Below are 23,589 nucleotides of genomic sequence, written 5' to 3'. Positions count from 1 at the left end.
GGGGACGGTGCACCTACAGTCAATGCCGGTCCGTGTGTTTCGTCAATGGAATTTGCGTGATGACGAAGCAGTCGCGCGCGATCGCGCGAGCTGCCGTCTACAATGGTTCTTTGCCACCTCCGCGGAGACATCGATGAAGCCCTTTGGCACGCCTTATTCCGATCATGCGCTGCGGGTGTTGCTGCTGGGATCGGGCGAACTGGGCAAGGAAGTGGCGATCGAGTTGCAGCGCTACGCGGTCGAGGTGATCGCCGTGGATCGTTATGCCAACGCGCCGGCGATGCAGGTGGCCCATCGCAGCCACGTCATCGACATGCTGGACGGGGCCGCACTGCGCGCGCTGATCGAAAAGGAAAAGCCCGATCTCGTGGTACCGGAGATCGAAGCCATCCACACCCCCACCCTGATCGAGCTGGAGAAGGAAGGCCTGCGCGTCATTCCCACCGCGCGCGCCGCCTGGCTCACCATGGACCGCGAAGGCATCCGCCGCCTCGCCGCCGAGGAACTGAAGCTGCCGACGTCGCGTTACCGGTTTTGCGACACCGAAGCGGAGTACCAGGACGCCGCAACCAGCATCGGCCTGCCGTTCGTGATCAAGCCGGTGATGAGCTCCTCCGGCAAGGGCCAGAGCGTGGTGCGCCAGGCTGGCGAGTTGCAGCACGCCTGGGATTACGCGCAATCGGGCGGTCGCGCCGGCAAGGGACGCGTGATCGTCGAGGGCTTCGTCGATTTCGACTACGAAATCACCTTGCTCACCGTGCGACACAAGGATGGGGTGAGTTTCTGCGCACCGATCGGCCATCGCCAGGAAGACGGCGACTATCGCGAATCCTGGCAGCCGCAGGCGATGAGCGCGGCCGCGCTGGAGGAGGCGCAGCGACAGGCGGCGGCGATCACCGGCGCGCTGGGCGGCTGGGGCGTGTTTGGCGTGGAGTTTTTCGTGAAGGGCGACAGCGTCATCTTCTCGGAGGTGAGCCCGCGTCCGCACGACACCGGACTGGTGACCCTGATATCGCAAGACCTTTCGGAGTTTGCGCTGCATGCGCGCGCCATACTTGGGTTGCCGATTCCGGTGATCCGCCAGCTGGGTCCGTCGGCATCGTGCGCCGTGCTGGTAGAAGGCGAGGGCGAGGCGCCCCAGTACCACGGGCTGGCCGACGCCTTGCAGGAGCCGGACACCCAGCTGCGCATCTTCGGCAAGCCGGCCGTGAAGGGCCGTCGTCGTATGGCGGTGACGCTGGCACGCGACGAAGATGTGGAGGCCGCGAAGGCCAAAGCGATCCGCGCTGCCAAGTTCATCCGCGTTACGTTTTGACGCCCTCGCGCATGGCGTGAAAGGAATACGCTTGTATCGTTGAACGAGTCGCGGGTGCCGGAGATCGTGCCAGCCCCGCATGGATGACCTGCAAGACGCCGAACATACGGAGACATTGATGCAACCGACAGGCTTCGCCCATTGGCTGGTGGTGATGGTGGAAACCTTCGCCGCCCTGTTTCTCGTGCTGCTGGCGCTGCTGGTCGTGGTCATCGCAGTGGTCTGGCTGGTCGACCGCAACCAGACCAGCAACTCCGTGCTGCGCAACTTCCCGGTGATCGGCCACTTCCGTTACTGGTTTCTGCACCTGGGTGAATTTTTCCGGCAGTACCTGTATTCCAGCGATCGCGAAGAGCTGCCGTTCAACCGGGCGCAGCGCACCTGGGTGTATCGCGCGGCCAAGAACGTGGACAACACCAACAGCTTCGGTTCCACGCGCGACCTGCGTGGCGAGGGCGTGCCGTTTTTCGTCAATGCGCCATTTCCCGCGCTGGGCGAAAAACACGTCGATCCGCTGCCGGTGACGCTGGGCCCTTATTCTCGCGAACCGTATTCGCATGCCGCGTTCTTCAACATCTCGGCGATGAGTTTCGGCGCTTTGTCGGCGCCGGCCGTGCGTGCGCTGTCTCGCGGCGCGAAAAAAGCCGGCATCTGGATGGACACGGGCGAGGGCGGTCTCGCGCCGTACCACCTGGAAGGCGGCTGCGACATCATCTTCGAGATCGGCACGGCCAAGTACGGCGTGCGCACGCCCGACGGCAAACTCGACGACAACAAGCTGTTGGCTATCTGCGCCCATCCGCAGGTGAAGATGGTCAGCATCAAGCTCGGCCAGGGCGCCAAACCGGGCATGGGCGGATTATTGCCGGCCGCAAAAGTAACGCCGGAAATCGCTGCGATTCGCGGCATTCCGGTGGGACAGGATTCGCAGAGTCCCAACCGTCATCTCGACATCGGCAACGTGCAGGAGCTGATGGATGCGATCCATCACATCCGCGAGCTCACCGGCAAACCGGTCGGCTTCAAGGCGGTGTTTGGCGGCGTGGAATGGATTGCGGATCTATGCGACGAGATCGGCAAGCGCGGCATCGAACACGCACCAGACTTCATCATCGTCGACGGTTCGGAAGGCGGCACCGGCGCCGCACCGCAAACCTTGATGGAAGGCGTGGGCCTGCCGTTGCACGAGGCCTTGCCCGCGCTGGTCGACTTGCTGGTGGTGCGAGGCGTGCGCGAACGCATCAAGGTGATCTGTTCGGGCAAGTGCATCACGGCGTACGACGTGGCGTGGGCGTTGTCGATGGGCGCTGACTTCGTCAACTCGGCGCGTGGTTTCATGCTGTCGCTGGGGTGCATCCAGTCGCTGCAGTGCAATCGCAATACTTGTCCCACTGGCGTTACCACGCAGAATCCCAAGCTGCAGCGCGGCCTGGTGGTCGCCGACAAGAGCGAGCGCGTGGCCAACTACGCCACCAACCTGATGCACGAGGTCGGCATCATCGCGCACAGTTGCGGAGTGGATGAGCCGCGGCAGCTCAATCGCACGCATTGTCGCGTGGTGGGGGATGACGGCATCTCGGTACCGTTGGTGAAGCTGTATCCGTATCCGGTGGTGCCGAGGGCGACGCAGGCGTAAACGCGACAAAGTCGCCACGCCTGTGGGAGCGCACCCTGTGCGCGACTGTCACGCCGCGGCGCATCGCTCCGTCAGCTTGTCGCGCACAGGGTGCGCTCCCACAGGGTTTGAGAGAGGCAACGCCAGCCTCAGCCTTCCGCCATCTCCGTCCAGCCTTCGCTGGTACGTATCTGCATCGGGCGGAACTTGCGCTTGTAGTCCATCTTCGGATGGCCGGCGATCCAGAAGCCCAGATAAATCCACGGCAGGCCGCGGCGCTTGGCCAGCGCGACCTGCTGCAGGATCGCGAAGGTGCCCAGGCCTCGCGACGTTTCCTCCGGCTCGTAGAACGTGTAGACGGCTGAAAGCCCTTGCTGGCAAACGTCCGTCACCGCCACGCCGAGCAGGCGCGAGCCCTGGCGGAATTCCAGGAACATGGTCGGGCTCCACGGCGCGGTGAGGAAGCGGCGGAAATCGCTGGCGTCCGCCTCGTCCATGCCGCCGCCGGGATGACGCTGGCGCAGGTAGCGCTCGTATAGCGCGTGGCGTTCGGCGTTGTAGCCGGCCATCGATTCGACCACCTGCACATCCTCGTTGCGCTTGAGGCAGCGGCGCTGGCTGCGATCCGGCGTGAACCGCTCCACGTCGATGCGGCAGGGCGTGCAGGCGCGGCAACTGGTGCAGTAGGGGTAGTAGAGGTGTCCGCCCGCGCGGCGGAAGCCGCGCTCCAACGCCGGACCATAGAGCTGGTCCAGCTGCGGCGCGGCCGGATCGATCACAAGGTTCTGTGCCGTGCGCTCGGCAAAGTAGCCGCAGGCGTGCGGCAGGGTTTGGAAGAGGCGGACACGGTCAGAGCGCATGGCCTGATTCTATGTCCGGTCCACGTCACTGTGTCAGTAGGGGAAATCTGATATGGCGATTGGCTGAGCCGAATCGGTGTCAGATGACGCCCATATACCGGAGCATCAGGACCACAAAGGCGCCCGCCACGGCCAACATGACAATGCGGCGCACCCGGTTGGCCATGCCCTGGCGCTTCATGTCCGGCGTGGCGTTGCGGGCCAGGGCCAGCTCCTCCGCGTGCCGGACCACCGGCTCGATGCCCAGCTCTTTGAGCAGGGCGCGGGCCCGGGTGTAGTCGTCCGCCCGGGTCACCCAGACCTGGGCCCAGTTATCCCGGTTCTCCTGACGCTGGGTATAGCTGAAGCGCTGGTAGGTCCCGCGGTTGTAGTTCGAGCGGTTCTCGATGGTGCACTCGATGCCTTGCTCCTTGAGGAGCTTGGCAACCCGGTCGATGTTTTCCTGGCGGGGCGAGGTATAGAGCTGACGCATAAGGAAACCTTGGTTCGCCGGGCGGGCAGGTACGGGAATGGCTGGCCGCGGGGAAGGGCCAGCCCGATATTACTACGGTGATGCGGCCCCTCAGCCGCGCAGGCGGATCAGGCCTTCCTGGGCGGTCGAGGCGACCAGCTCGCCGTCACGGGTGAATATCTGGCCGCGGGCCAGACCGCGGGCACCCTGGGCGGTCGGGCTGTCGAACGAGTAGAGCAGCCACTCGTCCACCCGGAACGGGCGATGGAACCACAGCGCATGATCCAGGCTCGCCATCTGCACGTTGTGCGTGTAGTAGGAGATGCCGTGCGGCAGGGTGGCCGTGCCGATCAGGTTGAAATCCGAGGCATAGGCCAGCAGCGAGCGCTGCAGCATCGGCGAATCGCTGACCGGCGCGGTAAGACGGAACCAGATGTGCTGGATCGGCGGCCGCTTGGTCGGATGCAGCTTGTCCTGCGGCCAGACATGGCGGAATTCGAACGGCGCATCCACGCCCAGCCAGCGCTGCAGCTTCTCCGGCAGCTTGGTCAGCTGCTCCGGCGGCACGGCCTGCATCGGCTCGATGTCCTCGGGCATGGGCACTTCGGGCATCGAGGACTGATGCTCGAAGCCGGTCTCCGGCACCTGGAAGGAAATCGATCCGTTGAGGATGGGCTGGCCGTGCTGGATCGCCACCACTCGACGCGAGGAGAACGTGCCGCCGTCGCGCGTGCGCTCCACGTTGTAGACGATGGGCGCCTTGATGTCGCCCGCGCGCAGGAAATAGGCGTGCAGCGAATGGGCTTCGCGATCGGCATCCACGGTGCGCTGGGCGGCAGACAAGGCCTGGCCCAGCACCTGGCCGCCGAACACGAAATGCGTACCGATGTCCCGGCTCTGGCCGCGGAACAGGTTGTCCTCCAGACGCTCGAGTTCGAGCAGGTCGACGAGTTCGCGGACGTGGTTTTCCGTCATGGAGAGCAGGCTCGGTGTAAGTGGCCGGGAATTATAGCGACGCGCCGACCGTCGCGGTCGGGAAGGGCTGGCAGACGGGTGGATAGCGCCGACGGTATTCATCGTTCCACGACCAAGGGGGCGGTGATGGAACAGTTTTCAGACTGGGAACGGCGATGCCTGCTGGATGTGCCTGGCGTCGGTCTGGCGGTGGTGTCCCGCCTGGAACAGATCGGCATCTGCACGCTGGACCAACTGGCCGGCGTTGAGGTCGACGACGTGCTCCTGCAGATCAGCACCCTGCTGGGCGCCACCTGTTGGCGCAGCAGCCCGCAGGCGCGCGTCGCCGTGATGCTGGCCGTGGCGCTGGCTCGTCATTCGCCCCCGCTGACGTCTAGCCGTTAGGCGGGGTCCATCGGGTCAGCCCGCTGCCTTCCAGCACCTCGGCCCAGGGGAACAGCGGGCCTGGATCGAGCTTGCGCGGCACATCCAGGGCCGGATCGTCGGTGGCCGGCAGACGGTCCGTGTCCAGCTGCTCGTGGCCGGCGATCAGCTGCAGGCGAGGGAAGTCCTGCCTCAGCTGGGCCAGCAGGGCACGCAGCGCGGCGAGCTGGGCAGGCGGGTAGGGCTCGGTCATGGTCTGGCGGCGGGAATCCCACCACTCCGGGTAGCGTCCCAGGTTCACCAGTTCGATGCCGATGGAATACGGGTTGTGGCCGCGCACGTGGTGGGCCACGCGGGTGCCTGGCACATAGCGGTAAATGCTGCCGTCGCGGTCGATGTAGTAATGCCCGCTGGCGCCCGCGCCGCTGTCATAGAGCACACGCTCGCCGTACTCGCGGGCCGTGGCCAGATCGGGCAGCTCGGTGCAGTGGATGACCACCATCTCCACCGCGTCGGCGGGACGCTCTGGCAGCAGGGAGACGTAGGGGAGGGGCTGATCTGTGATGGTCAGAGGCATGGGCTGGCAGTCTAGCGACGGTGGGCCGGGACGTCGCCTGTTACCATGCGCGGCCAGATGGACGCAGTAGTGGAGACCGCGATGCGCGGCCAGATCATTCTTTCGCACGGTTCGGATTCCGGTCCGGACGCCACCAAGGTCAGCGTGCTGGCCGGCTTCGCCGAGTCCCTGGGCTGGAAAACCCAGCGCCCGGACTATCGCAGCGACGACCTGCCGGGTTACGCCGGCTCGGTGGCTCCGCGCGTGGAGCGCCTGCTGGCGGCCATCGATACGCTGGACGCGCCGCCGATCCTGGTCGGTTCCAGCATGGGTTCCTTCGTGTCCGGCCTGGCCTCGTTGCAGCGCCCGGTGGCCGGCCTGTTCCTGTTGGCGACGCCCAGCGAGATCCCCGGCTACCGCCAGGCATTCGATCTGGCCGAGGGCGTGCCCACCTTGCTCTACCACGGCTGGCGCGATGACGTCTGCCCGCCCGAAGGGGTGATCAGCTTCTCCGCCCGCCGTCGACTGCCTCTGATCGTGGTCGATGACGACCACCGCCTGAGCGACAGCGTCGATCGCATCGTCGACCAGTTCGGCTTGTTCCTTACTTCTTTGGCGGCCGCATGAGCGCTTTCTTTGCCACGTGCCCCAAGGGCCTCGAATACCTGCTGCGCGACGAACTGGTGGCGCTGGGCGCCGAAGACGTGCGCGAGGCATTGGCCGGCGTGCATTTCGCCGGCACGCTGGAGACCGCTTACCGGGCCTGCCTGTGGTCGCGCCTGGCCAGCCGTGTGCTATTGCCGCTGGCCGACTTCGATGCCGCCACGGACGACGCGCTTTACGCGGGCGTGCAGGCGATCGACTGGTCAAAGCACCTCGCCTCGCACGCCACCCTGGCGGTCGACGCCAATTCGGCGCAGAGCAAGCTCACCCATAGCCAGTTCATCGCCCAGCGCGTGAAAGACGCGGTGGTCGATCAGTTCCGCCAGCGCGATGGTTCGCGCCCCGCTGTGGATACCGACGAGCCGGACGTGCGCATCAACCTGCGCCTGCGTCGTGACCGCGCGACGCTATCGCTCGACCTGGCCGGCTCGCCGCTGCATCGCCGTGGCTGGCGCGAAGTGCAGGGCGAAGCACCGCTGAAGGAAAACCTAGCCGCTGCGATGCTGTTGCGTGCGCGTTGGCCGGAAATTTATGCCGAAGGCGGCGCGCTGCTCGATCCGATGTGTGGCTCGGGCACGCTGCTGGTCGAAGGCGCCTGGATGGCCGCGGACGTGGCGCCGGGCCTGCACCGCGAGTACTACGGCTTCCTGGGTTGGGCACAGCACGACATCGCTGTATGGCGCAGCCTGCTCGATGACGCGCGCCAGCGTGCCGAAGCCGGCTTGCGTTCCCTGCGTAGCTGCTTTTTCGGCAGCGATGCGGATTCGCGCATGGTGCAGACGGCCAAGCGCAATGCGCAGGAAGCGGGCGTCGCCGGCTTCCTCACGCTGGACAAGCACGACGCCACCCATGTGTCGCCGCCGCCGGGCTATACGCGCGGACTGGTGATCACCAACCCGCCGTACGGCGAGCGTCTGGGCGACCGCGTGGAAATGCCGCGCCTTTACCGCGCCCTGGGCGAAACCCTGCGCGAGCGCTTTGCCGGCTGGCGCGCCGCCGTGCTGGCAGGCGATGCGGAACTGGGGCAGGCGATCCCGCTGCGCGCCGAAAAGAAATACGCGCTCTACAACGGCGCCCTGGAAACGCAGCTGCTGGTGTTTGAACTGCACGCGCGCAGCGAGACCCCGCGCGAAGTGAAGCCGCTTTCCGAAGGCGCGCAGATGCTGCGCAACCGCCTCGAGAAGAACCTGCGCAACCTGCGCAAGCGCCTTGACCGCGAAGACATCCATTGCTGGCGTGCCTACGACCAGGACCTGCCCGAATACGCGGCGGCCATCGACGTCTATGGCAGGGAGGGCGCGGAACCCTGGCTGCACATCCAGGAATACCGCGCGCCGGCCGAGATCCCCGTCGAAACGGCTCGCCACCGCCTGCGCGAGATCGTGCGCGTGGCCGGCGAAGTGCTGGGCGTCCCGCGCGATCGCATTGCGCTGAAGACGCGCGAACGCGGCAAGGGCGGCTCCAAGTACGGCCAGTTCGACCAGCGTGGCGAGTTCATCGAGGTGGCCGAAGGCGGCCTGCGCTTCCTGGCCAACCTTACCGATTACCTGGACACCGGCCTGTTCATCGACCACCGGCTGGTACGCGGCAAGCTCCGCGAGCTGGCCTCGGGCCGCCGCTTCCTCAACCTGTTTGCCTATACGGCGACGGCCAGCGTCTATGCGGCGGCGGGCGAGGCGCGCGATACCACCAGCGTGGACCTGTCGGCCACCTACCTGGACTGGGCGTCGCGCAATCTTGCGCTCAACGGCTTCACCGGCGGCAAGCATCGCCTGATGCAGGCGGACGCGATGAGTTTCCTCAAGCAGGACAAGGAACGCTACGGGCTGATCTATGTCGACCCGCCGACCTTCTCCAACTCCAAGCGGGCGGAAGACTTCGATGTCCAGCGCGATCACGCCCAGCTCCTGCTGGCTTGCGCGGAACGTCTTTCCAGCGATGGCGTGATCGTGTTTTCGAACAACTTCCGCCGCTTCAAGCTGAACCATGAGGCGCTGGCTGAACGGTTCATCATCGAGGACTGGAGTGCCCCCAGCATCCCGTTTGATTTCACCCGCCGGTCCGATATCCACGGCTGCTGGCTGCTGCGCCTGCATCCACAGGAATCGCCCTGGGGTGAGAGTGTGAACCACGTCCGGAACAAGGCCAGGCGTTAAGCGTTTTCACGGTTTCTACTCAGTCCGGATTCAGCGCAAAAGTCACAGCATTGATCCCGGCAAAGAGCGATAGAAGGCAACGTCCAATCCTTCTGTCGGAATCAAGCCTCCCTTGGGAGACAAACTCATGAATAAGACGAAGATTTCCACCATCAAGCGCGTTGCGATGGCCGCGGCCATGATCGTTGGCTGTGCCGCCGTTGCCCCGGCGTTTGCGGGCCACGTCAGCTTGAACGTGGGTATCGGTCTGCCGGCCGTTGGCGTGGGTTATTACGCTCCGGCCCCGGTGGTGTACGCACCGCCTCCGCCGGTGTATTACGCGCCGGCTCCGGTCGTCTACGGCGGTCCCGTCTACGGTGGCCCGGTGGTTTACCCGGTGGGCGCTGCGGTGGTGGTGGGTGGCCATGGCGGCTACTACCATCATGGTGGCTACTACAACCGCGGCTACTACAATCGCGGCGGCTACCGTTACTACGGTCACTGATCGCGCAGGCGTTCGTTGATACGGAAGAAACCCGGCCTGGCGCCGGGTTTCTTTTTTTGTGGCAATGGCGATACCAAAGGAGTATTGCGGGTGCTCACATTTCAACGTTTCGCCATCTTCACATCACACCGTTTGAACGTTCTGTCCGGCATCGTTTGCGTATGTCACGGCGCAATGATCGCGGTATGAGTCTTCATAAAATCTCTGGCATGTCCGACGGCCCCGCGACCGCCTCCCGGAGGCCCCGATGACCTTGGCGCATTCGGCCGCGCAAGCCGAGGCGCTGACGCTGCGATTCCGGAGAATCCGCTCCCGCAGCATGGCCTTGTGCGCGACGCTCACCCCCGAAGACATGATGGTGCAGTCCATGCCGGACGCCAGCCCGGCAAAGTGGCATCTTGCGCACACCACCTGGTTCTTCGAACGCTTCGTGCTCGAGCGCGATCCGGCTTACCGGTCGCCGCACCCGGAGTGGAACTACCTGTTCAACTCCTACTACCAGAGTGTGGGCCCGATGCACGCGCGTCCTCGCCGCGGCCTGCTTTCGCGGCCTGGCGTCGCCCAGGTGCGCGACTATCGCGAACGGGTGGATGAGGCGATCAGCGACTGGCTGTCGCGCGATATCGACGCCACCACGATGGGCATCATCGAACTGGGGCTGGAGCACGAACAGCAGCACCAGGAGCTGTTGCTCACCGACATCAAGCATGCGTTCTTCATCAATCCGCTGCTCCCGGCCTATACCGCGCCGCTCAGCTCGTCCTCGTCGACCTCCGTGCCCATGAGCTTCATCGCGGGCAAGGAGGGCATCGTGGAGATCGGCCACCAGAGTGGCGGTTTCGCCTTCGACAACGAATCGCCGCGGCACCGCAGCCTGTTGCAGCCGCACGCGCTGGCCAACCGGCCGGTGACCAATGCCGAGTACGCCGCCTTCGTGCATGACGGCGGTTATGAGGAGCCCTCGCTGTGGTTGTCCGAAGGATGGGACACGATCAGCCGCGAACAGTGGCAGCGGCCGTTCTACTGGCAGGAGGACCTGGCCAGCGAGTTCACCCTGGCCGGCGTGCAGCCGATCGATCCGAATGCGCCCGTGAGCCATATCAGCTACTTCGAGGCCGACGCGTTTGCGCGCTGGGCCGGCATGCGCCTGCCCACCGAAGCGGAGTGGGAAAATGCGGCTGCCAGCTTGCCGCTGCAGGGCAACCTACTTGATACCAAGTCGTTCCATCCCCAAGCAGCGAAGGGCGGGGACGGCCTGCTCCAGATGTTCGGCGATGTCTGGGAATGGACGGCCTCACCCTATGTGAGCTATCCCGGCTTCCGGCCGCTGGCTGGCGCGCTGGGCGAATACAACGGCAAATTCATGAATGGACAGTGGGTGCTGCGCGGAGGCTCCTGCGCGACGCCCCGCGAACATCTGCGTGCGACGTACCGGAATTTCTTTCCTCCCCATGCCCGCTGGCAGTTCATGGGGATACGCTTGGGACAGGACCGATGAGTGTGCAAGCTTTCGATATCCGCGACGATGACCGCCGCCCACCGGTCGACGACCTGCTCGGCATCGTGCAGCGCGGGCTGCGCGCGCAGCCCAAGCGATTGCCATCCTGGTTGTTCTATGACGAGCGTGGCTCGCAGTTGTTCGAAGAGATCTGCGAGCAACCCGAGTACTACCTGACGCGCGCCGAGATCGCGCTGATGGATGCGCATGCGGGCGATATCGCCGATGTATTGGGCGAGGACGTGCGCCTGGTCGAATACGGCAGCGGCAACGCGATCAAGACGCGCATGCTGCTCGAACATCTGCACGCGCCGGTGTCCTACGTGCCGGTGGAGATTTCCGCCGAGCCGTTGCGCAACAGCACGCAGGCCTTGAACGAGCGCTTCCCGGGCGTGCCGGTGCAGGCCTTGCATGCGGACTTTACCCGTCCGCTGCGCTTGCCGATCCCGCCGCGCGCGCCGCGCCGCACGGTGATCTACTTCCCCGGTTCCACCATCGGCAATTTCGAGGCGCGCGACGCCGCCGAACTGCTGCGCAAGATGCGCGGCGAGATGGGCGACAACGGCGGCATCCTGATCGGCGCCGACCTGAAGAAGGACACCGCCACCATCGAGGCGGCGTACAACGACAAGGCGGGCGTCACCGCGGAGTTCACCCTCAACCTGCTGATGCGTCTGAACCGCGAACTGGGCAGCGACTTCGACCTGTCGGCGTTCCGTCATCGCGCGCACTACAACGCGATGGCTGGCCGCATCGAAACCTTCATCGTCAGCAGCAAGGACCAGAAGGTGCGCGTGGGCAAGCAGCAGGTGGGTTTCACTGCGGAGGAGGCGATGCAGGTGGAATACAGCTGCAAGTACTCGCCCGAGGATTTCGCCGCGCTGGCCGGCAAGGCGGGTCTCGCCATTGCCCATGAGTGGACCGACCCGCAGGGCATGTTCGCCGTCTACTATCTCGTACGCGCCGGCGCCCGCGTCGCCTGAGCGATGGAGCGCGCTTGCGCACAAGCGCGCTCACACTCTCAAGGGCTGAACACCAGCACCAGGAACACCACAAACATCGACAGGTGCACGGCGCCTTCGAGCATGGTGGTGCGCCAACCCGAGAAGGTCAGCGTGCTCAGCACCAGGGTGGAAGCGAGCACCACCATGCTGGCCGGCGGCAGGCCGAGCACTACGGGCTTGCCCGTGAACAGCCCGATGGCGAGTACGGCCGGCACGGTGAGGCCAACCGTCGATGCAGCGCCGCCCAGGCACAGGTTGATCGCGCGCGTGAGTTGATCGCGGCGTATCGCGATGAGCGCCGAAATGCCTTCGGGCGTGAACACCAGCATGGCGATGATGACGCCGCCCAGCGCATGCGGCGCGCCCGTCGCCGCGATCCCGTAATCGAGCACCTTGGCCAGGCTCTTGGAGAGAATCACGATGGGCAGGATGTTGACCAGCAGCATGATCAGATGCAGCGCCATCTCGCCCTTGCGCGCGCGGCGCGGTGGCGCAGGAGGCTCTTCGGGCACGATCGCGTCGGTGTCCGAGCGTGGCGCCACGAAGTAGCCCTGGTGGCGTCCCGTCTGCAGCCACAGGAACAAGCCGTAGAGGCCGATGGTGAGGATGGAGAAGCTCACCGCCTGCACCGGCGTCAGCGAGCCGTCCGGGGTAGAGGCGGTGAAGCTGGGCAGCACCAGCGCGATCATCGCCAACGGAATGATCACCGCCAGGAAGGCGGAGGCGCCATGCAGGTTGTACGCCTGCTCGTGATGGCGCATGCCGCCGATCAGCAAGCCTATTCCCACCACGCCGTTCAATACGATCATCAGTACCGCGTACATGGTGTCGCGGGCGAGTGTCGCCGTATCGCCCGCGCCGAGCATCACTGCGGAGATCAGCACCACCTCGATCAACACGATGGACAGCGTGAGCACCAGCGTGCCTACCGGCTCGCCGAGCAGGCCCGCCAGTTCCTCCGCCTCGTGCACCACGCCGAACGAGCCCCATACGATCACCACGAACAGCCACGCRAACAGCGAGATGCCGATGGCGTGGTTGCTGAGGTGCTGCATCCAGTCCGAGCCAAAGATCAGGAACATCGCCACCGTGGCCCACGCAATGGCGGGGCGCAGGAACATCTTCGGTTGCAACAGCGGTTGCTCGTCGGAAAGGGTCGAGTCGAGTGTCATGGTGGCTCCGGCTCAGTGGGTATCGCTCAGTATGCCGCCATAGCTGGCAGGGTCGACATCGGTGATCGATTGCGAGAACGTCCAGCGATGGCCGCCGATGTCTTCAAGCGAATATTGGCGTTCGCCATAGGGGTAGTCTGCAGGCGGGCGCAGCACACGGGCACCGCTGGCTGTGGCCTGCGCATGATGCTCGTCGACATTTGCCACATGAACCATCACGCCGTGCGAATGATCGACCACGTGGCCGCCATCGGCGCGTTCCGTGACCACGATGCAGGTGCCCTCATAGATCAACTGCACGCGGTGATCGCCGATGCGCAAGCGCTCGCGAAAGCCGAGCGCCCGGCATAACCAGGCCGAGGCCGCCAGGACATCGGGATAGGCCAGCTCGGGAATGATGACGCCCGGCGGCATGGAGCGGTTGCTGATCATGGAAACCTTCCTGGTCGCTGATGCACGAACAAGCTTGCCACGATGCGTCACGCGGCGTGCTCAGCCGGTGATCTCGATCCCGCGTACCAGTCGCTTGGCCAGGCGCGGCTGGCGCAGTTGTTCCAGCCACCACGACAGGGCACGCCCTTCCTGGTCGCCACGCCAGGCCACGTAAAGCACATTGGGTTCGCGTGGATCGGCCATGCGTTTTTCCACCAGTTCGCCGCGCTTGAGCAAGCCGGCGACGCGCTGGCGAGGCAGCCAGCCCACGCCGAGGCCTTCCTTCTGTGCATGGATCTTTGCCGCCATGCTCGGCACCGCCAGCGTGGCTTGCCCACCGATCAGGCCATAGGCGCGACCGCCGGAGCTGCGCGATGAATCGGCCACCACGACGCTGCGGTGGCGCGTGACCACTTCGCGTTCCAGCGGCTCGGCAGCCTTGGCCAACGGATGCCTCGGTGAGATGGCGAATACCCAATTCATCACGCCCAATTCGAACCAGCGCAACTTGGGAATGACCGGCGGCTCGTTGGTGGCGCCCACGATCAGATCGGCACGGCCATCGCGCAGCGCCTCCCACGTGCCACCCAGCACCTCATGCGTCATGCGCAGGGCCACGCCCGATTGAAGCGCGTCGAAGCTGCGGATGACGGGCGAGAAGAGTTCGAACTCGATGATTTCATCGGTGACGATCCACAGCCGGTCTTCCCAGCCGCTGGCGATCTGCTTCACGCGGCGGCTTAGGCGCGACACGTCCTGCATCAGTCGCGCAGCTTCCAGTGCGAGCAATTGGCCGGCGGGAGTCAGTTGCAGGCGGTAGCGGCGGCGGTCGAACAGCAGGGCGTCGAAGCGGGTTTCGAGTTGGCGGGCGGCGTGCGAGATGGTGGAGGGGGCTTTGCCGAGGCGTGCGGCGGCGCGGGAGAGGCTGCCGCTTTCGCGAATGGCTTCCAGCAGGGCCAGTTCGTCTTCGGACAACATGTTCGGGCCTTTCGAACGAGTGTGGGGGGATGGTACGACAAGGGGTTGGGTTTGGTTGTGGGCTTTCTTTCGGCTGGCTTGGGTGCCCGTCAGACTGCGACTTTCTCCCTCTCCCCGCAGGGGAGAGGGTTGGGGTGAGGGGCGGGTGCTCGCGGGAACGTTTCTATTTGTAGTTCTTGCGCGGCAGGAACCAAGAGCCTCGGTATTTAGTTGTCGCGTTATCGCGATCTGGCTCGCCTGCCGCGGGCTTCCGTCCTCCTGCCGGAGGCCGGGTTACTTTCTCTTCCTTGCCCAAGAGAAAGTAACCAAAGAGAAGGGCCCCCCGGATGACGCGCCTTCCGGGCCTTTGGCCCTCCAGGTGCGCGGGCGGGTTACGGGGTTTTTCGACAGGACATCCCTGTCCTGTCGAAAAACTGGCCGCATCCATGCGGCCACCCTGCGGGCTTTCCTCCACCCGCCCGCCGCGTCATACGGGGACCCCGGGGGTAGAGCCAAAAGCCGGATCAAGAGAAAAACAACGCTTGTCTTGCCGGGTGTCTTTTTGTAGGAGCGCACTTGTGCGCGACCAGCCTACGGAGCGATACACCCACGCTCCGCGGTCGCGCACAAGTCCGCTCCTACAAGGGAGCGCGCACGCCGTGGGGCGTGGACCTGGAGTTGCGGTCGGCTATTTGTGGGAGCGCACCCTGTGCGCGACAAACCTACGGAGCGGTACACCGCAGCATGGCTGTCGCGCACAGGGTGCGCTCCCACAGACAAGCGCGGGTTGTCCGCGCTGCGCTCATTGAAGGTCGCGAGAAAAGCGCGCGGGCTTTCAGTTCGGCCTGCGCGCGCCCAGCTGCACCAATACCTCATGCGCCGAGCGAATGCGCTCTGTCGCCCCCGGCAGCTCCAGGTTCACCTTCAGCTTGTCCTGGCCATCGAGCTTGTAAACGCGCGGCAGGCCCTGGATCAGGCGGATGATGGCCATGGGATCGACTTCCGGCTTGTCGCGGAAAACGATGCGTCCACCATTGGCGCCGAAGTCCAGTTTCCGGATGCCTAGCGGCGTCGCCATCAACTTCAGCTGGGCGATAGCGAACAGTTGCTTGGCGGGGTCGGGCAGCAGGCCGAAGCGGTCGATCATTTCCACTTGCAGGTCGCGCAAGTGGTCGTCGTTGCGCGCGCTGGCGATGCGCTTGTAGAGCGTCAGGCGGGTGTGCACATCGGGCAGGTAGTCATCCGGAATCAGCGCTGGCAGGTGCAGTTCAACTTCGGTTTCGTGCTCGCTGCTGAGATCGAAGTCGGGCACTTTGCCGGACTTCAGTGCGCGCACGGCGCGTTCCAGCAGCTCGGTGTACAGACCAAAACCGATTTCCTGGATCTGGCCCGACTGCTCGTCGCCCAGCAACTCGCCGGCGCCGCGGATTTCCAGGTCGTGCGTGGCAAGCGTGAAGCCCGCGCCCAGTTCTTCCAGCGAAGCGATCGCTTCAAGGCGCTTCTCGGCATCGGCCGTCATTGCCTTGCGATCGGGCACCACCAGGTAGGCATACGCGCGGTGGTGCGAACGGCCCACGCGGCCGCGCAGCTGATGCAGCTGAGCGAGGCCGAAGCGGTCGGCGCGGTTGATGATGATGGTATTGGCGGTGGGGATGTCGATGCCGGTTTCGATGATGGTGGTGCACACCAGCACGTTGAAGCGCTGGCGGTGGAAATCCGCCATCGCCCGTTCGAGTTCGCGTTCGGGCAGCTGGCCGTGGGCTACGCCGATGCGCGCCTCGGGGATCAGCTCCTGCACTTCGCGCGCGGCGCGCTCGATGGTGTCGACCTCGTTGTGCAGGAAGTACACCTGGCCACCGCGCTGCAGTTCGCGCTGGAACGCTTCGCGGGCGAGTGCCGGTTCCCATTGCGCAACGAAGGTGCGCACGGCTGTGCGATGGGCCGGCGGCGTGGCGATCAGCGACAGGTCGCGCAAGCCGGCCATCGCCATATTGAGCGTGCGCGGGATCGGCGTGGCCGTCATGGTGAGCAGGTCGACTTCAGCACGCAGCTTCTTCAGCTGTTCTTTCTGGCGCACACCAAAGCGCTGCTCTTCGTCGACGATGACCAGGCCGAGATTCTTGAACTTGATCTCCGGCGCGAGCAGCTTGTGCGTACCCACGATCACGTCGATCTGTCCGTCGGCGAGGCGCTTGAGTGCGTCGTTGACTTCCTTGCCCGACTTGAAGCGCGACAGCACGTCGACCTTGACCGGCCAGTCGGCAAAACGGTCGGCGAAGTTGCGGTAGTGCTGCTGGGCGAGCAGGGTGGTGGGCACCAGCACCGCGACCTGGCGGCCAGCCGTGGCGGCGGCGAAGGCGGCACGCAGCGCGACCTCGGTCTTGCCGAAACCCACGTCGCCGCAGATCACGCGATCCATCGCACGCGGCGCGGCCAGATCGTGCAGCACGGAGTCGATGGCCTGCTGCTGGTCGGGTGTCTCTTCGAATGGGAAGGTGGCGCCGAACTCCTCCACCATCTGTCGATCGATCGGCATCGATTCGCCGCCGCGCGCTTCGCGTTGCGCATAGATGCCGAGCAGTTCGGCGGCCACGTCGCGTACTTTCTCTGCAGCTTTCCTGCGCGCGCGTTCCCACGCATCGCCGCCCAGCGAATGCAGCGGCGCCAGTTCCGGCGCGGTGCCGGTATAGCGGCTGACCAGACCCAGCTGCGCCACCGGCACGTAGAGCTTGTCGCCCTTGGCGTATTCGATGATGAGGAACTCGCCGTCCATGCCGCCCAGTTCCATCGAGACCAGGCCCTGGTAGCGACCCACGCCGTGATCGACGTGGACAATGGGCGCGCCGATGGTGAGCTCGGTGAGATCGCGGATGATGCTTTCCGGATCGCGCGCCGCGCCGCGGCGTCGCTTGCGCTCCGTGCGCACGCGCTCGCCGAACAGTTCGCGTTCGGTGAGTACGGTGAGCGCCGGATCGTTGAGCGCGAAGCCTTGTTCCAGTCCTGCCGTGGTGATGGCAAGACGCAGCTTGTCGTTGCTCAGAAACGCCGGCCAGCCATCGAGTGTCTCGGGCTTGAGACCTGCGCCGGCCAGTTGTTCGATCAGCGCTTCGCGGCGGCCCGCCGAATCGGCGGTGATCAGCACGCGTCCCGGATAATTGGACAGGAAGTGGCGCAGCGACGTGCCCGGCTCCTCACCCTTGCGGTTGAGCGGCAGCTCCGGCGCGGGCTGCGTGCCGGTGGGCAGGGCGTGCTCGTGGCCGCTCTCCACCACTTCGATGCGCAGGCGCTTGTTGAGCTGTTCGCGCAGCAGTTCGGTCGGCAAATACAGCTCGGCGGGCGGCAGCACGGGACGTTCGATATCGTGCGCGCGTTGGTCGTAGCGCTCGCCGGTCTGCGTCCAGAACTGTTCGGCCGATTCGAGCGCGCCTTCGCCGAGCAGGAACACGGCGTTGTCGGCGAGATAGTCGAACAAGGTCGCGGTCTGCTCGAAGAACATGGGCAGGTAGTACTCGATGCCGCCCGGCGTCACGCCTTCTTTCATGTCCTGATAGAGCGGGCAGCGGCGCACGTCGATCGGGAAGCGTTCGCGCAGGCGCGTGCGGAAATCCTTGGCGGCGTTTTCGGTGAGCGGGAATTCGCGCGCCGGCAGCAGCTCGATGGTCTCCACCTGCTGTTGCGAGCGCTGCGTCTCCGGATCGAAGCTGCGGATCGATTCCACTTCGTCGTCGAATAGCTCGATGCGGTAGGGCTGGGCCGAACCCATCGGAAAGATGTCGATCAGCGCGCCGCGTACGGCGAAATCGCCGGGCTCGGCCACTTGCGGCACGTTGCGATAGCCGGCCGCTTCCAGGCGGCGCTGTTCGGCGGCCAGGTCCAGCTTCTGGCTCTTCTTCACCACCAGACCGGCGCCGGTGATGTGGCTGCGCGGAGCGATGCGCTGCATGAGCGTGGCGATGGGCACCACCAGCACGCCGCGCTGCACGGTGGGCAGCTGGTAAAGCGTGGCGATGCGTTGCGAGACGATGTCCGGGTGCGGACTGAACACGTCGTAGGGCAGCGTTTCCCAGTCCGGAAAATGCAGCACGGGCAGATTGCCCGCGAACACGCGCAGCTCGTCCTCCAGCGCGCTCGCCCGCTGGGTGTCGCGCGTGACGGCGACCAGCAGGCCCTGGTGCGTGCGCGCGGCTTCGGCAACCAGCAGGGCGCGCGAGGAGCCGTGCGGCGACGTCCAGAAACGGCGCTGCTTGGGACTGGTGGGCAGGGAAGGGTGGGGAATCGACTTGGTCATGCGAACCCGACAATCAGAGGCGTGGCTAACCACACCGGAAAGCGCGCAAGTGTAACGCGACCGCCCCGGACGAGCCGGGGCGGATGGACTTCTCTATATGGGAACGCGTGCGAGGCGCGACAAGCCCGGGCGGCTGGCGCCTCAGAGCTGCAGCGAGATCTGCGCGGTGCCGGGTTCGTCCGGCGTCAGGCGGCGCACGAAGCCCAGTTCCTTGCACAGCTGCAGCATGGGGCGATTTTCCAGCAGCACATAGCCCCAGATCTCGCTCAGGCCACGCTTGCGGCAATCATCGACCAGGCGCTGCATCAGCAGGGCGCCCAGGCCCTGGCGGGCCCAGTCATGCTCGACCAGCACCGAGAACTCGGCACTGTTGGCGGACTCGTCCACAAAGATGCGGCCGACGCCGCGAAGCTCGGCCGGCTGCACCGTTTCGTCCATCAGCACGAAGGCCGTTTCCAGCTCGGGATCGATATTCGTCAGGCGCAGGGCCATCGAATCGGGCAGCTCGCCCATCGAATGCAGGAAGCGGCGGCGGATGTCTTCCGGCGACAGGCGCGAGAACTGGCGCTTGAGCGCGGCCATGTCACCCGGCTCGATGCCGCGCAGGAACAGCTCGCGGCCATCGTGGGTCTGCACCCGCTCACCCTTGGACTTGGACGGCTCCACCAGGCGCGGGCGTGCAAAACGCTCGGGGCTGCGCAGGGGCACCAGGGCGCGGCTGTTGGAGTAGTAGTCGATGGCGGGAGTCATGCCCATACTTTACCGTACTGTGTGCAGTGCAACATGAACAAAAGGCCTTCAAGGCAGCGCTTCTTGGTGACTCTATGTCGCACCGCATGGCTGAGCGCACGCGAAATTCTGCGAGAGCGGGCCGGACCCGGGCAGAATGCGCCAGCACGCCTGTGACGGCGTTGAGAGAGAGTGAAATCCATGGCGACTGGGTCCAAAGGCATCACCCCGGCACAACTGGAGAAGCTCTGCGGGGGCTGGCCCGGCGTGACCCGGGACATCAAATGGGGCGCGGACCTGGTGTTCAGCGTGGGCGGCAAGATGTTTGCCGTCATGCCCACCGACGGCGGACGGATCTCCTTCAAGGTGGAGGACGAGCGCTTTCTGGAACTCAGCGACCAGCCGGGTATGATCGCCGCCCCTTATCTGGCCCGCGCCCGCTGGATCTCAGTAGTGGAGCCCAAGCGTTTCAGCACCGCGGAACTGTCGGAGCTGATCGGCACGGCCTACGGGCTGATCCGCGCCAAGCTGACCAAAAAACTGCAGGCCGAGTTGGGCGAGTGGCCGCCATCAAAGGAACACAAGAAGTGAAGCAATACATCGGCAGCATCGCCCTCGTCGTGGCGGACTACGACGAAGCGATCCACTGGTACACGCGCGTGCTCGGCTTCACGCTGATTGACGACACCGATATGGGCGGCGGCAAGCGCTGGGTCGTGGTGGCGCCGCCGGGCGCTGCTGAAACGCGCGTGCTGTTGGCGAAGGCGACGACGCCGGAGCAGTTGGCACGCGTGGGCGATCAGACCGGTGGTCGCGTGTTCCTGTTGCTGCACACCGACGATTTCTGGCGCGACTATCGACGCATGGAAGCGGAGGGCGCGACGTTCTGCGAAAAGCCGCGCGAGGAAGCGTATGGCACGGTGGTGGTGTTCCAGGATTTGTACGGCAACAAGTGGGATTTGTTGCAGCTCAAGTCCGCCTAACCCCGCGCAGATTCCTGTGGGAGCGCACCCTGTGCGCGACAAGCCTACGGAGCGATACACCCCGGCGTGGCTGTCGCGCACAGGGTGCGCTCCCACAGGTCAATCGGCGATATCCGGCTCGAAGAAACTCCAGCGGATATCCGGGAACCGCACCTTCATGGCGCGCTCCACATTGTTGATCGCTTCGACGAGCGCCGACTGATCCGGCGCCGGCGACATGCGCGCCTTCACCGCGACCATCACGTCCGGGCCCATCTGCAGAGTGAGCAGGTTGAGCACCACATCCACTTCCGGGCGCGCATTGATGAAGGCCACCAGCTCCTCGCGGCGCCTGGGCTCCACGCCCTGGCCGATCAGCAGGTCCTTCACTTTGTTGGCGATCACCACGGCCACCAGCATCAGTAGCGCGCCAATGGCGACGGTGCCGGCGGCGTCGTAAAGCAGGTTGCCGGTGATCATGGTCGCCAGCACGGCGAGCAGCGCGATGGTCAGGCCGAGCAGGGCGGCGAGATCCTCGCCGAAGATCACCAGCAGCTCACTCGAGCGGGTTTCGCGAAACCAGCGCCACAAGCTGCGGCCCTCGCGGGCCTTGTTCACTTCGACGAGGCAGCCGTGCATCGAAATGGATTCGGCGACCACGCCGAAGGTCAGCACGCCGATCGCCAGCCACGCCCATTTCAGCGGCTCCGGATGGTTGAGCTTGTGGATGCCTTCGTAGATGGAAAACATGCCGCCCACGCTGAATAGCAGGATGGCGACCAGGAACGACCAGAAATACAGGGCGCGGCCCCAGCCCAGTGGGTATTCATCCGAAGGCGGTCGGTCAGCCTGGCGCATCCCCAACAGCAACAGGCCCTGGTTGCCGCAGTCGGCCAGCGAATGCACCGCTTCGGCCAGCATGGCGCCCGAGCCGGTGATGAACGCGGCCACGAGCTTGCTGATGAAGATGGCGAAATTGGCGCCGAGGGCGAGCAGGATCGCCCTGAGTGAGTTTGCCTGACCGGACATCGTGCCTTCCTTTGGACGAAGGCGCTGAGTTTAGCCGGCTATGCGTCGCGTCAGTGTATGACGCCGCCCACACCGATGCCGAAGCTCACGTTCGACTTGCCGGCTTCCATTTCGGAGGCGGTCCACACGTGCGACTGCGCCACGCTGACCGTCGGGAAGACGTAGCTGGCCTGCCCCACGTTGCCGGGACGCGTGCCGGTGATGCGGCCGGCAAGCGTGATCAGCGAGCCGGTCGGATAGTTGAACGGCTCCACGAAGCCCGGCATCACCGCGACGAAACGACCCCAGCCACCGTTGTTGTCCAGCTTGGGACGCTGCGAGCTGTCCAGCGGATAACCCACCACTTCCACTTCGCTGCGGTCGGGGAAGTTGCGCACTTCGACCACGGTGCCGCCCCAGATCACGTCGGCATTGGCATAGCGGTCCGGTGACTGCGCCACGTTGTTCGGCGTTGTGGCCACGGTGTTGGCCGACGGCTTGTAGATGGGCGCCGGCGCGCAAGCCGCGAGCGTCAGCATGGCGAGGGCGGCGGCACTGCGCAGGAGGGTGCTGGAGGCGTGGGTCATGGCCGTATTCCGCGTGAGTTGGTTTGAGCTTAACGGGCTCGTCGCGCGGAAGGTATACGGCAAGTGGAAACCGGATCAGGCATTCAGCTGGCGCTGTCCTGCGCCAGCCAGTCGAGCCGCCATTGGGCAGGGCGTTCCTGCGACAACATGGGCGCCATGGCGCGCAGCGAATCGCGCAGGGCGTCGTCCAGCTTCCACGGGGCGTTGAGGATCACCATGCCCGAGCCGTTGAGTCGCAGCGGCGAATCGTCCGGATGCACCATCAGCTCCGCGCGCAGCACGCGCCGCGCGCCGCAGTGCTGCAACCAGCGATGGAAGGGCTGCACCTGGCTGCGCAGCTTGATCGGATACCACACCGCATACACGCCGGTGGGCCAGCGTTCCAGCGCTGCCTTGAGCGCCTTCTCGATCACGCGATACTCGCTGTCCTGCGCTTCATAAGGCGGGTCGATCAGCACCAGGCCGCGTTTTTCCTTGGGCGGCAGCAGGGCCTTGAGTGCTTCATAGCCGTTGCGCTGATGCACGTGTACGCGGTGGTCGCGATGGAACAGGTCGCGCAGGCGCGTGGCTTCCTCCGGGTGCAGTTCGCATAGCTGGGCGCTGTCGATGTCGCGCATCGCGTTGGCGACCTGCAGCGGCGAGCCGGGGTAGAGCTTCAGGCCGTGATCGTTGCCCGGCAGGCGCAGGATGGCATCGAGCCAGCGGCGCAGCAGCGGCGGCAGCGCCTGGGCCTTGCCGTTGTTTGGAGACAGGTCCGGAAACAGCAGCCGCGAGATGCCGTCTTTGTATTCGCCCGTTTTGCCCGCCTCGGTGCTGTCCAGCGCATAGCATCCGCTGCCGGCGTGCGTATCGATGAAGGCGAACGGGGTCGGCTTCGCCTGCATGGCTTCGATCAGCGCGAAAAGGACGCTGTGTTTGAGGACATCGGCGAAGTTGCCGGCGTGGTAGGCGTGGCGGTAGTTCATGGGGAGGAGGGGGCGCCGGGCGGAGGGACAGTATAGGGGGTGGTGGGGCGCGCCTTTACTCCCTCTCCCCGCCGGGGAGAGGGTTGGGGTGAGGGGCCAATCTAGCCTCATCGTGAAACAGAGACGGTGCGTAGTTCTTGCTCGTCATCCCGGCGCACCCCACAAGAGGGGGCGAGGGCCGGAAGCGCTCTTCAACAGCCGGATGGCTGGTCATCCAGTAGCGGCGGTCTTTGATTGTCGCGATGCCGCGATCTGGCTCGCCTGCCGCGGGCTTCCGTGCCGCTGCCGCGGCCCGAGTTACTTTTCTTTGCTTGCCCAAAGAAAAGTAACCAAAAGAAACGGCACCCCGGATGACGCGCCTTCCGGGCCTGCGGCCCTCCAGGTGCGCGGGCGGGTTACGGGGTTTTTCGACAGGACATCCCTGTCCTGTCGAAAAACTGGCCGCATCCATGCGGCCACCCTTCGGGCTTTCCTCCACCCGCCCGCCGCGTCATACGGGGACCCCGAGGGCGAAGAGCCACACCAAGAGCCGAACAACGCCAGGCGCGC

The 23,589-nt window shown here is 65.2% G+C and carries 22 protein-coding genes; 10 read left to right on the top strand and 12 right to left on the bottom strand.

Annotation, left to right across the window (positions count from 1 at the left end; all coding sequences use genetic code 11):
* Positions 1 to 133: 133 nt before the first annotated feature.
* Positions 134 to 1,315: a formate-dependent phosphoribosylglycinamide formyltransferase gene (purT, locus tag AC1DE1_RS10885; protein WP_477176117.1), complete on the top strand. Its 1,182-nt coding sequence runs from the start codon at positions 134 to 136 to the stop codon at positions 1,313 to 1,315.
* A 118-nt stretch (positions 1,316 to 1,433) separates the two neighbouring features.
* Positions 1,434 to 2,951, top strand: a complete 1,518-nt coding sequence (locus AC1DE1_RS10880; protein WP_477176118.1) for an FMN-binding glutamate synthase family protein — start codon at positions 1,434 to 1,436, stop codon at positions 2,949 to 2,951.
* Positions 2,952 to 3,079: 128 nt separating this feature from the next.
* Here the strand turns inward: AC1DE1_RS10880 and AC1DE1_RS10875 are convergent, their stop codons facing one another.
* The 3 genes from AC1DE1_RS10875 to tesB all read right to left on the bottom strand — a co-directional run bounded on the left by AC1DE1_RS10875 (position 3,080) and on the right by tesB (position 5,216).
* Positions 3,080 to 3,790 carry an arginyltransferase gene (locus tag AC1DE1_RS10875; protein WP_441604185.1) on the bottom strand — a complete coding sequence of 237 codons (711 nt, stop codon included), beginning with the start codon at positions 3,788 to 3,790 and terminating at the stop codon, positions 3,080 to 3,082.
* Between the two features lie 79 nt (positions 3,791 to 3,869).
* Positions 3,870 to 4,262, bottom strand: coding sequence for a putative signal transducing protein (locus AC1DE1_RS10870; protein WP_441604184.1), 393 nt, complete (start codon positions 4,260 to 4,262; stop codon positions 3,870 to 3,872).
* A 90-nt stretch (positions 4,263 to 4,352) separates the two neighbouring features.
* Positions 4,353 to 5,216 (bottom strand): acyl-CoA thioesterase II, encoded by an 864-nt coding sequence (gene tesB, locus AC1DE1_RS10865; protein WP_441604183.1) that lies wholly within the window; start codon positions 5,214 to 5,216, stop codon positions 4,353 to 4,355.
* A 126-nt stretch (positions 5,217 to 5,342) separates the two neighbouring features.
* Between tesB and AC1DE1_RS10860 the strand changes: the two genes are divergently transcribed.
* The gene (locus AC1DE1_RS10860) at positions 5,343 to 5,600 is read left to right on the top strand and encodes a helix-hairpin-helix domain-containing protein (protein WP_477176119.1); all 258 of its coding nucleotides are present in this window, start codon (positions 5,343 to 5,345) and stop codon (positions 5,598 to 5,600) included.
* On the opposite strand, the gene AC1DE1_RS10855 is transcribed toward AC1DE1_RS10860, so the two are convergent.
* Entirely contained in the window at positions 5,590 to 6,156 is a 567-nt protein-coding gene (locus tag AC1DE1_RS10855) for an N-acetylmuramoyl-L-alanine amidase (RefSeq protein WP_441604181.1), read from the bottom strand. The two genes, AC1DE1_RS10860 and AC1DE1_RS10855, sit on opposite strands and share 11 nt — an antisense overlap.
* Positions 6,157 to 6,237: 81 nt before the next feature.
* Here AC1DE1_RS10855 and AC1DE1_RS10850 point away from each other — a divergent pair, with 81 nt between their 5' ends.
* The 5 genes from AC1DE1_RS10850 to egtD all read left to right on the top strand — a co-directional run bounded on the left by AC1DE1_RS10850 (position 6,238) and on the right by egtD (position 11,919).
* Positions 6,238 to 6,762 (top strand): alpha/beta hydrolase, encoded by a 525-nt coding sequence (locus AC1DE1_RS10850; RefSeq protein WP_441604180.1) that lies wholly within the window; start codon positions 6,238 to 6,240, stop codon positions 6,760 to 6,762.
* Positions 6,759 to 8,954 carry a bifunctional 23S rRNA (guanine(2069)-N(7))-methyltransferase RlmK/23S rRNA (guanine(2445)-N(2))-methyltransferase RlmL gene (gene rlmKL / locus AC1DE1_RS10845; RefSeq protein WP_441604179.1) on the top strand — a complete coding sequence of 732 codons (2,196 nt, stop codon included), beginning with the start codon at positions 6,759 to 6,761 and terminating at the stop codon, positions 8,952 to 8,954. Before AC1DE1_RS10850 ends, rlmKL begins: the two co-directional genes overlap by 4 nt.
* Before the next feature lie 127 nt (positions 8,955 to 9,081).
* Positions 9,082 to 9,438 (top strand): hypothetical protein, encoded by a 357-nt coding sequence (locus AC1DE1_RS10840; RefSeq protein ID WP_477176121.1) that lies wholly within the window; start codon positions 9,082 to 9,084, stop codon positions 9,436 to 9,438.
* Positions 9,439 to 9,685: 247 nt separating this feature from the next.
* A complete protein-coding gene (gene egtB, locus AC1DE1_RS10835) occupies positions 9,686 to 10,936 on the top strand; it encodes an ergothioneine biosynthesis protein EgtB (RefSeq protein WP_477176122.1) in 1,251 nt (416 codons plus the stop codon).
* Positions 10,933 to 11,919 (top strand): L-histidine N(alpha)-methyltransferase, encoded by a 987-nt coding sequence (gene egtD, locus AC1DE1_RS10830; RefSeq protein WP_441604176.1) that lies wholly within the window; start codon positions 10,933 to 10,935, stop codon positions 11,917 to 11,919. Before egtB ends, egtD begins: the two co-directional genes overlap by 4 nt.
* A gap of 38 nt (positions 11,920 to 11,957) precedes the next feature.
* Here egtD and AC1DE1_RS10825 read toward each other — a convergent pair whose 3' ends face one another.
* From AC1DE1_RS10825 to AC1DE1_RS10805, 5 genes are all read right to left on the bottom strand, one after another.
* Positions 11,958 to 13,112 carry a calcium:cation antiporter gene (locus tag AC1DE1_RS10825; protein ID WP_477176123.1) on the bottom strand — a complete coding sequence of 385 codons (1,155 nt, stop codon included), beginning with the start codon at positions 13,110 to 13,112 and terminating at the stop codon, positions 11,958 to 11,960.
* A gap of 12 nt (positions 13,113 to 13,124) precedes the next feature.
* On the bottom strand, positions 13,125 to 13,544 hold the full coding sequence (locus AC1DE1_RS10820; protein ID WP_477176124.1) for a VOC family protein: 420 nt from the start codon (positions 13,542 to 13,544) through the stop codon (positions 13,125 to 13,127).
* A 60-nt stretch (positions 13,545 to 13,604) separates the two neighbouring features.
* A complete protein-coding gene (locus AC1DE1_RS10815) occupies positions 13,605 to 14,522 on the bottom strand; it encodes a LysR family transcriptional regulator (RefSeq protein ID WP_477176125.1) in 918 nt (305 codons plus the stop codon).
* 814 nt (positions 14,523 to 15,336) lie between these two features.
* Positions 15,337 to 18,789: a transcription-repair coupling factor gene (gene mfd / locus AC1DE1_RS10810; RefSeq protein ID WP_477179080.1), complete on the bottom strand. Its 3,453-nt coding sequence runs from the start codon at positions 18,787 to 18,789 to the stop codon at positions 15,337 to 15,339.
* A gap of 141 nt (positions 18,790 to 18,930) precedes the next feature.
* Positions 18,931 to 19,539: an N-acetyltransferase family protein gene (locus AC1DE1_RS10805; RefSeq protein WP_477176127.1), complete on the bottom strand. Its 609-nt coding sequence runs from the start codon at positions 19,537 to 19,539 to the stop codon at positions 18,931 to 18,933.
* A gap of 180 nt (positions 19,540 to 19,719) precedes the next feature.
* Between AC1DE1_RS10805 and AC1DE1_RS10800 the strand changes: the two genes are divergently transcribed.
* The gene (locus tag AC1DE1_RS10800) at positions 19,720 to 20,109 is read left to right on the top strand and encodes an MmcQ/YjbR family DNA-binding protein (protein WP_477176128.1); all 390 of its coding nucleotides are present in this window, start codon (positions 19,720 to 19,722) and stop codon (positions 20,107 to 20,109) included.
* The gene (locus tag AC1DE1_RS10795) at positions 20,106 to 20,501 is read left to right on the top strand and encodes a VOC family protein (RefSeq protein ID WP_477176129.1); all 396 of its coding nucleotides are present in this window, start codon (positions 20,106 to 20,108) and stop codon (positions 20,499 to 20,501) included. Before AC1DE1_RS10800 ends, AC1DE1_RS10795 begins: the two co-directional genes overlap by 4 nt.
* A 99-nt stretch (positions 20,502 to 20,600) precedes the next feature.
* Here AC1DE1_RS10795 and AC1DE1_RS10790 read toward each other — a convergent pair whose 3' ends face one another.
* The 3 genes from AC1DE1_RS10790 to AC1DE1_RS10780 form a co-directional block, all read right to left on the bottom strand.
* Positions 20,601 to 21,509 carry a cation diffusion facilitator family transporter gene (locus AC1DE1_RS10790; protein ID WP_477176130.1) on the bottom strand — a complete coding sequence of 303 codons (909 nt, stop codon included), beginning with the start codon at positions 21,507 to 21,509 and terminating at the stop codon, positions 20,601 to 20,603.
* 50 nt (positions 21,510 to 21,559) lie between these two features.
* On the bottom strand, positions 21,560 to 22,075 hold the full coding sequence (locus AC1DE1_RS10785; RefSeq protein WP_477176131.1) for a Slp family lipoprotein: 516 nt from the start codon (positions 22,073 to 22,075) through the stop codon (positions 21,560 to 21,562).
* Positions 22,076 to 22,158: 83 nt separating this feature from the next.
* Positions 22,159 to 23,040 (bottom strand): 23S rRNA (adenine(2030)-N(6))-methyltransferase RlmJ, encoded by an 882-nt coding sequence (locus AC1DE1_RS10780; protein WP_441604166.1) that lies wholly within the window; start codon positions 23,038 to 23,040, stop codon positions 22,159 to 22,161.
* Positions 23,041 to 23,589 lie beyond the last annotated feature (549 nt).

The sequence above is a fragment of the Dyella sp. 05T440 genome, assembly GCF_056395965.1.
The sequence above is the reverse complement of the archived record's forward strand: the minus strand, read 5'-3'. Positions and strand labels throughout refer to the sequence as shown.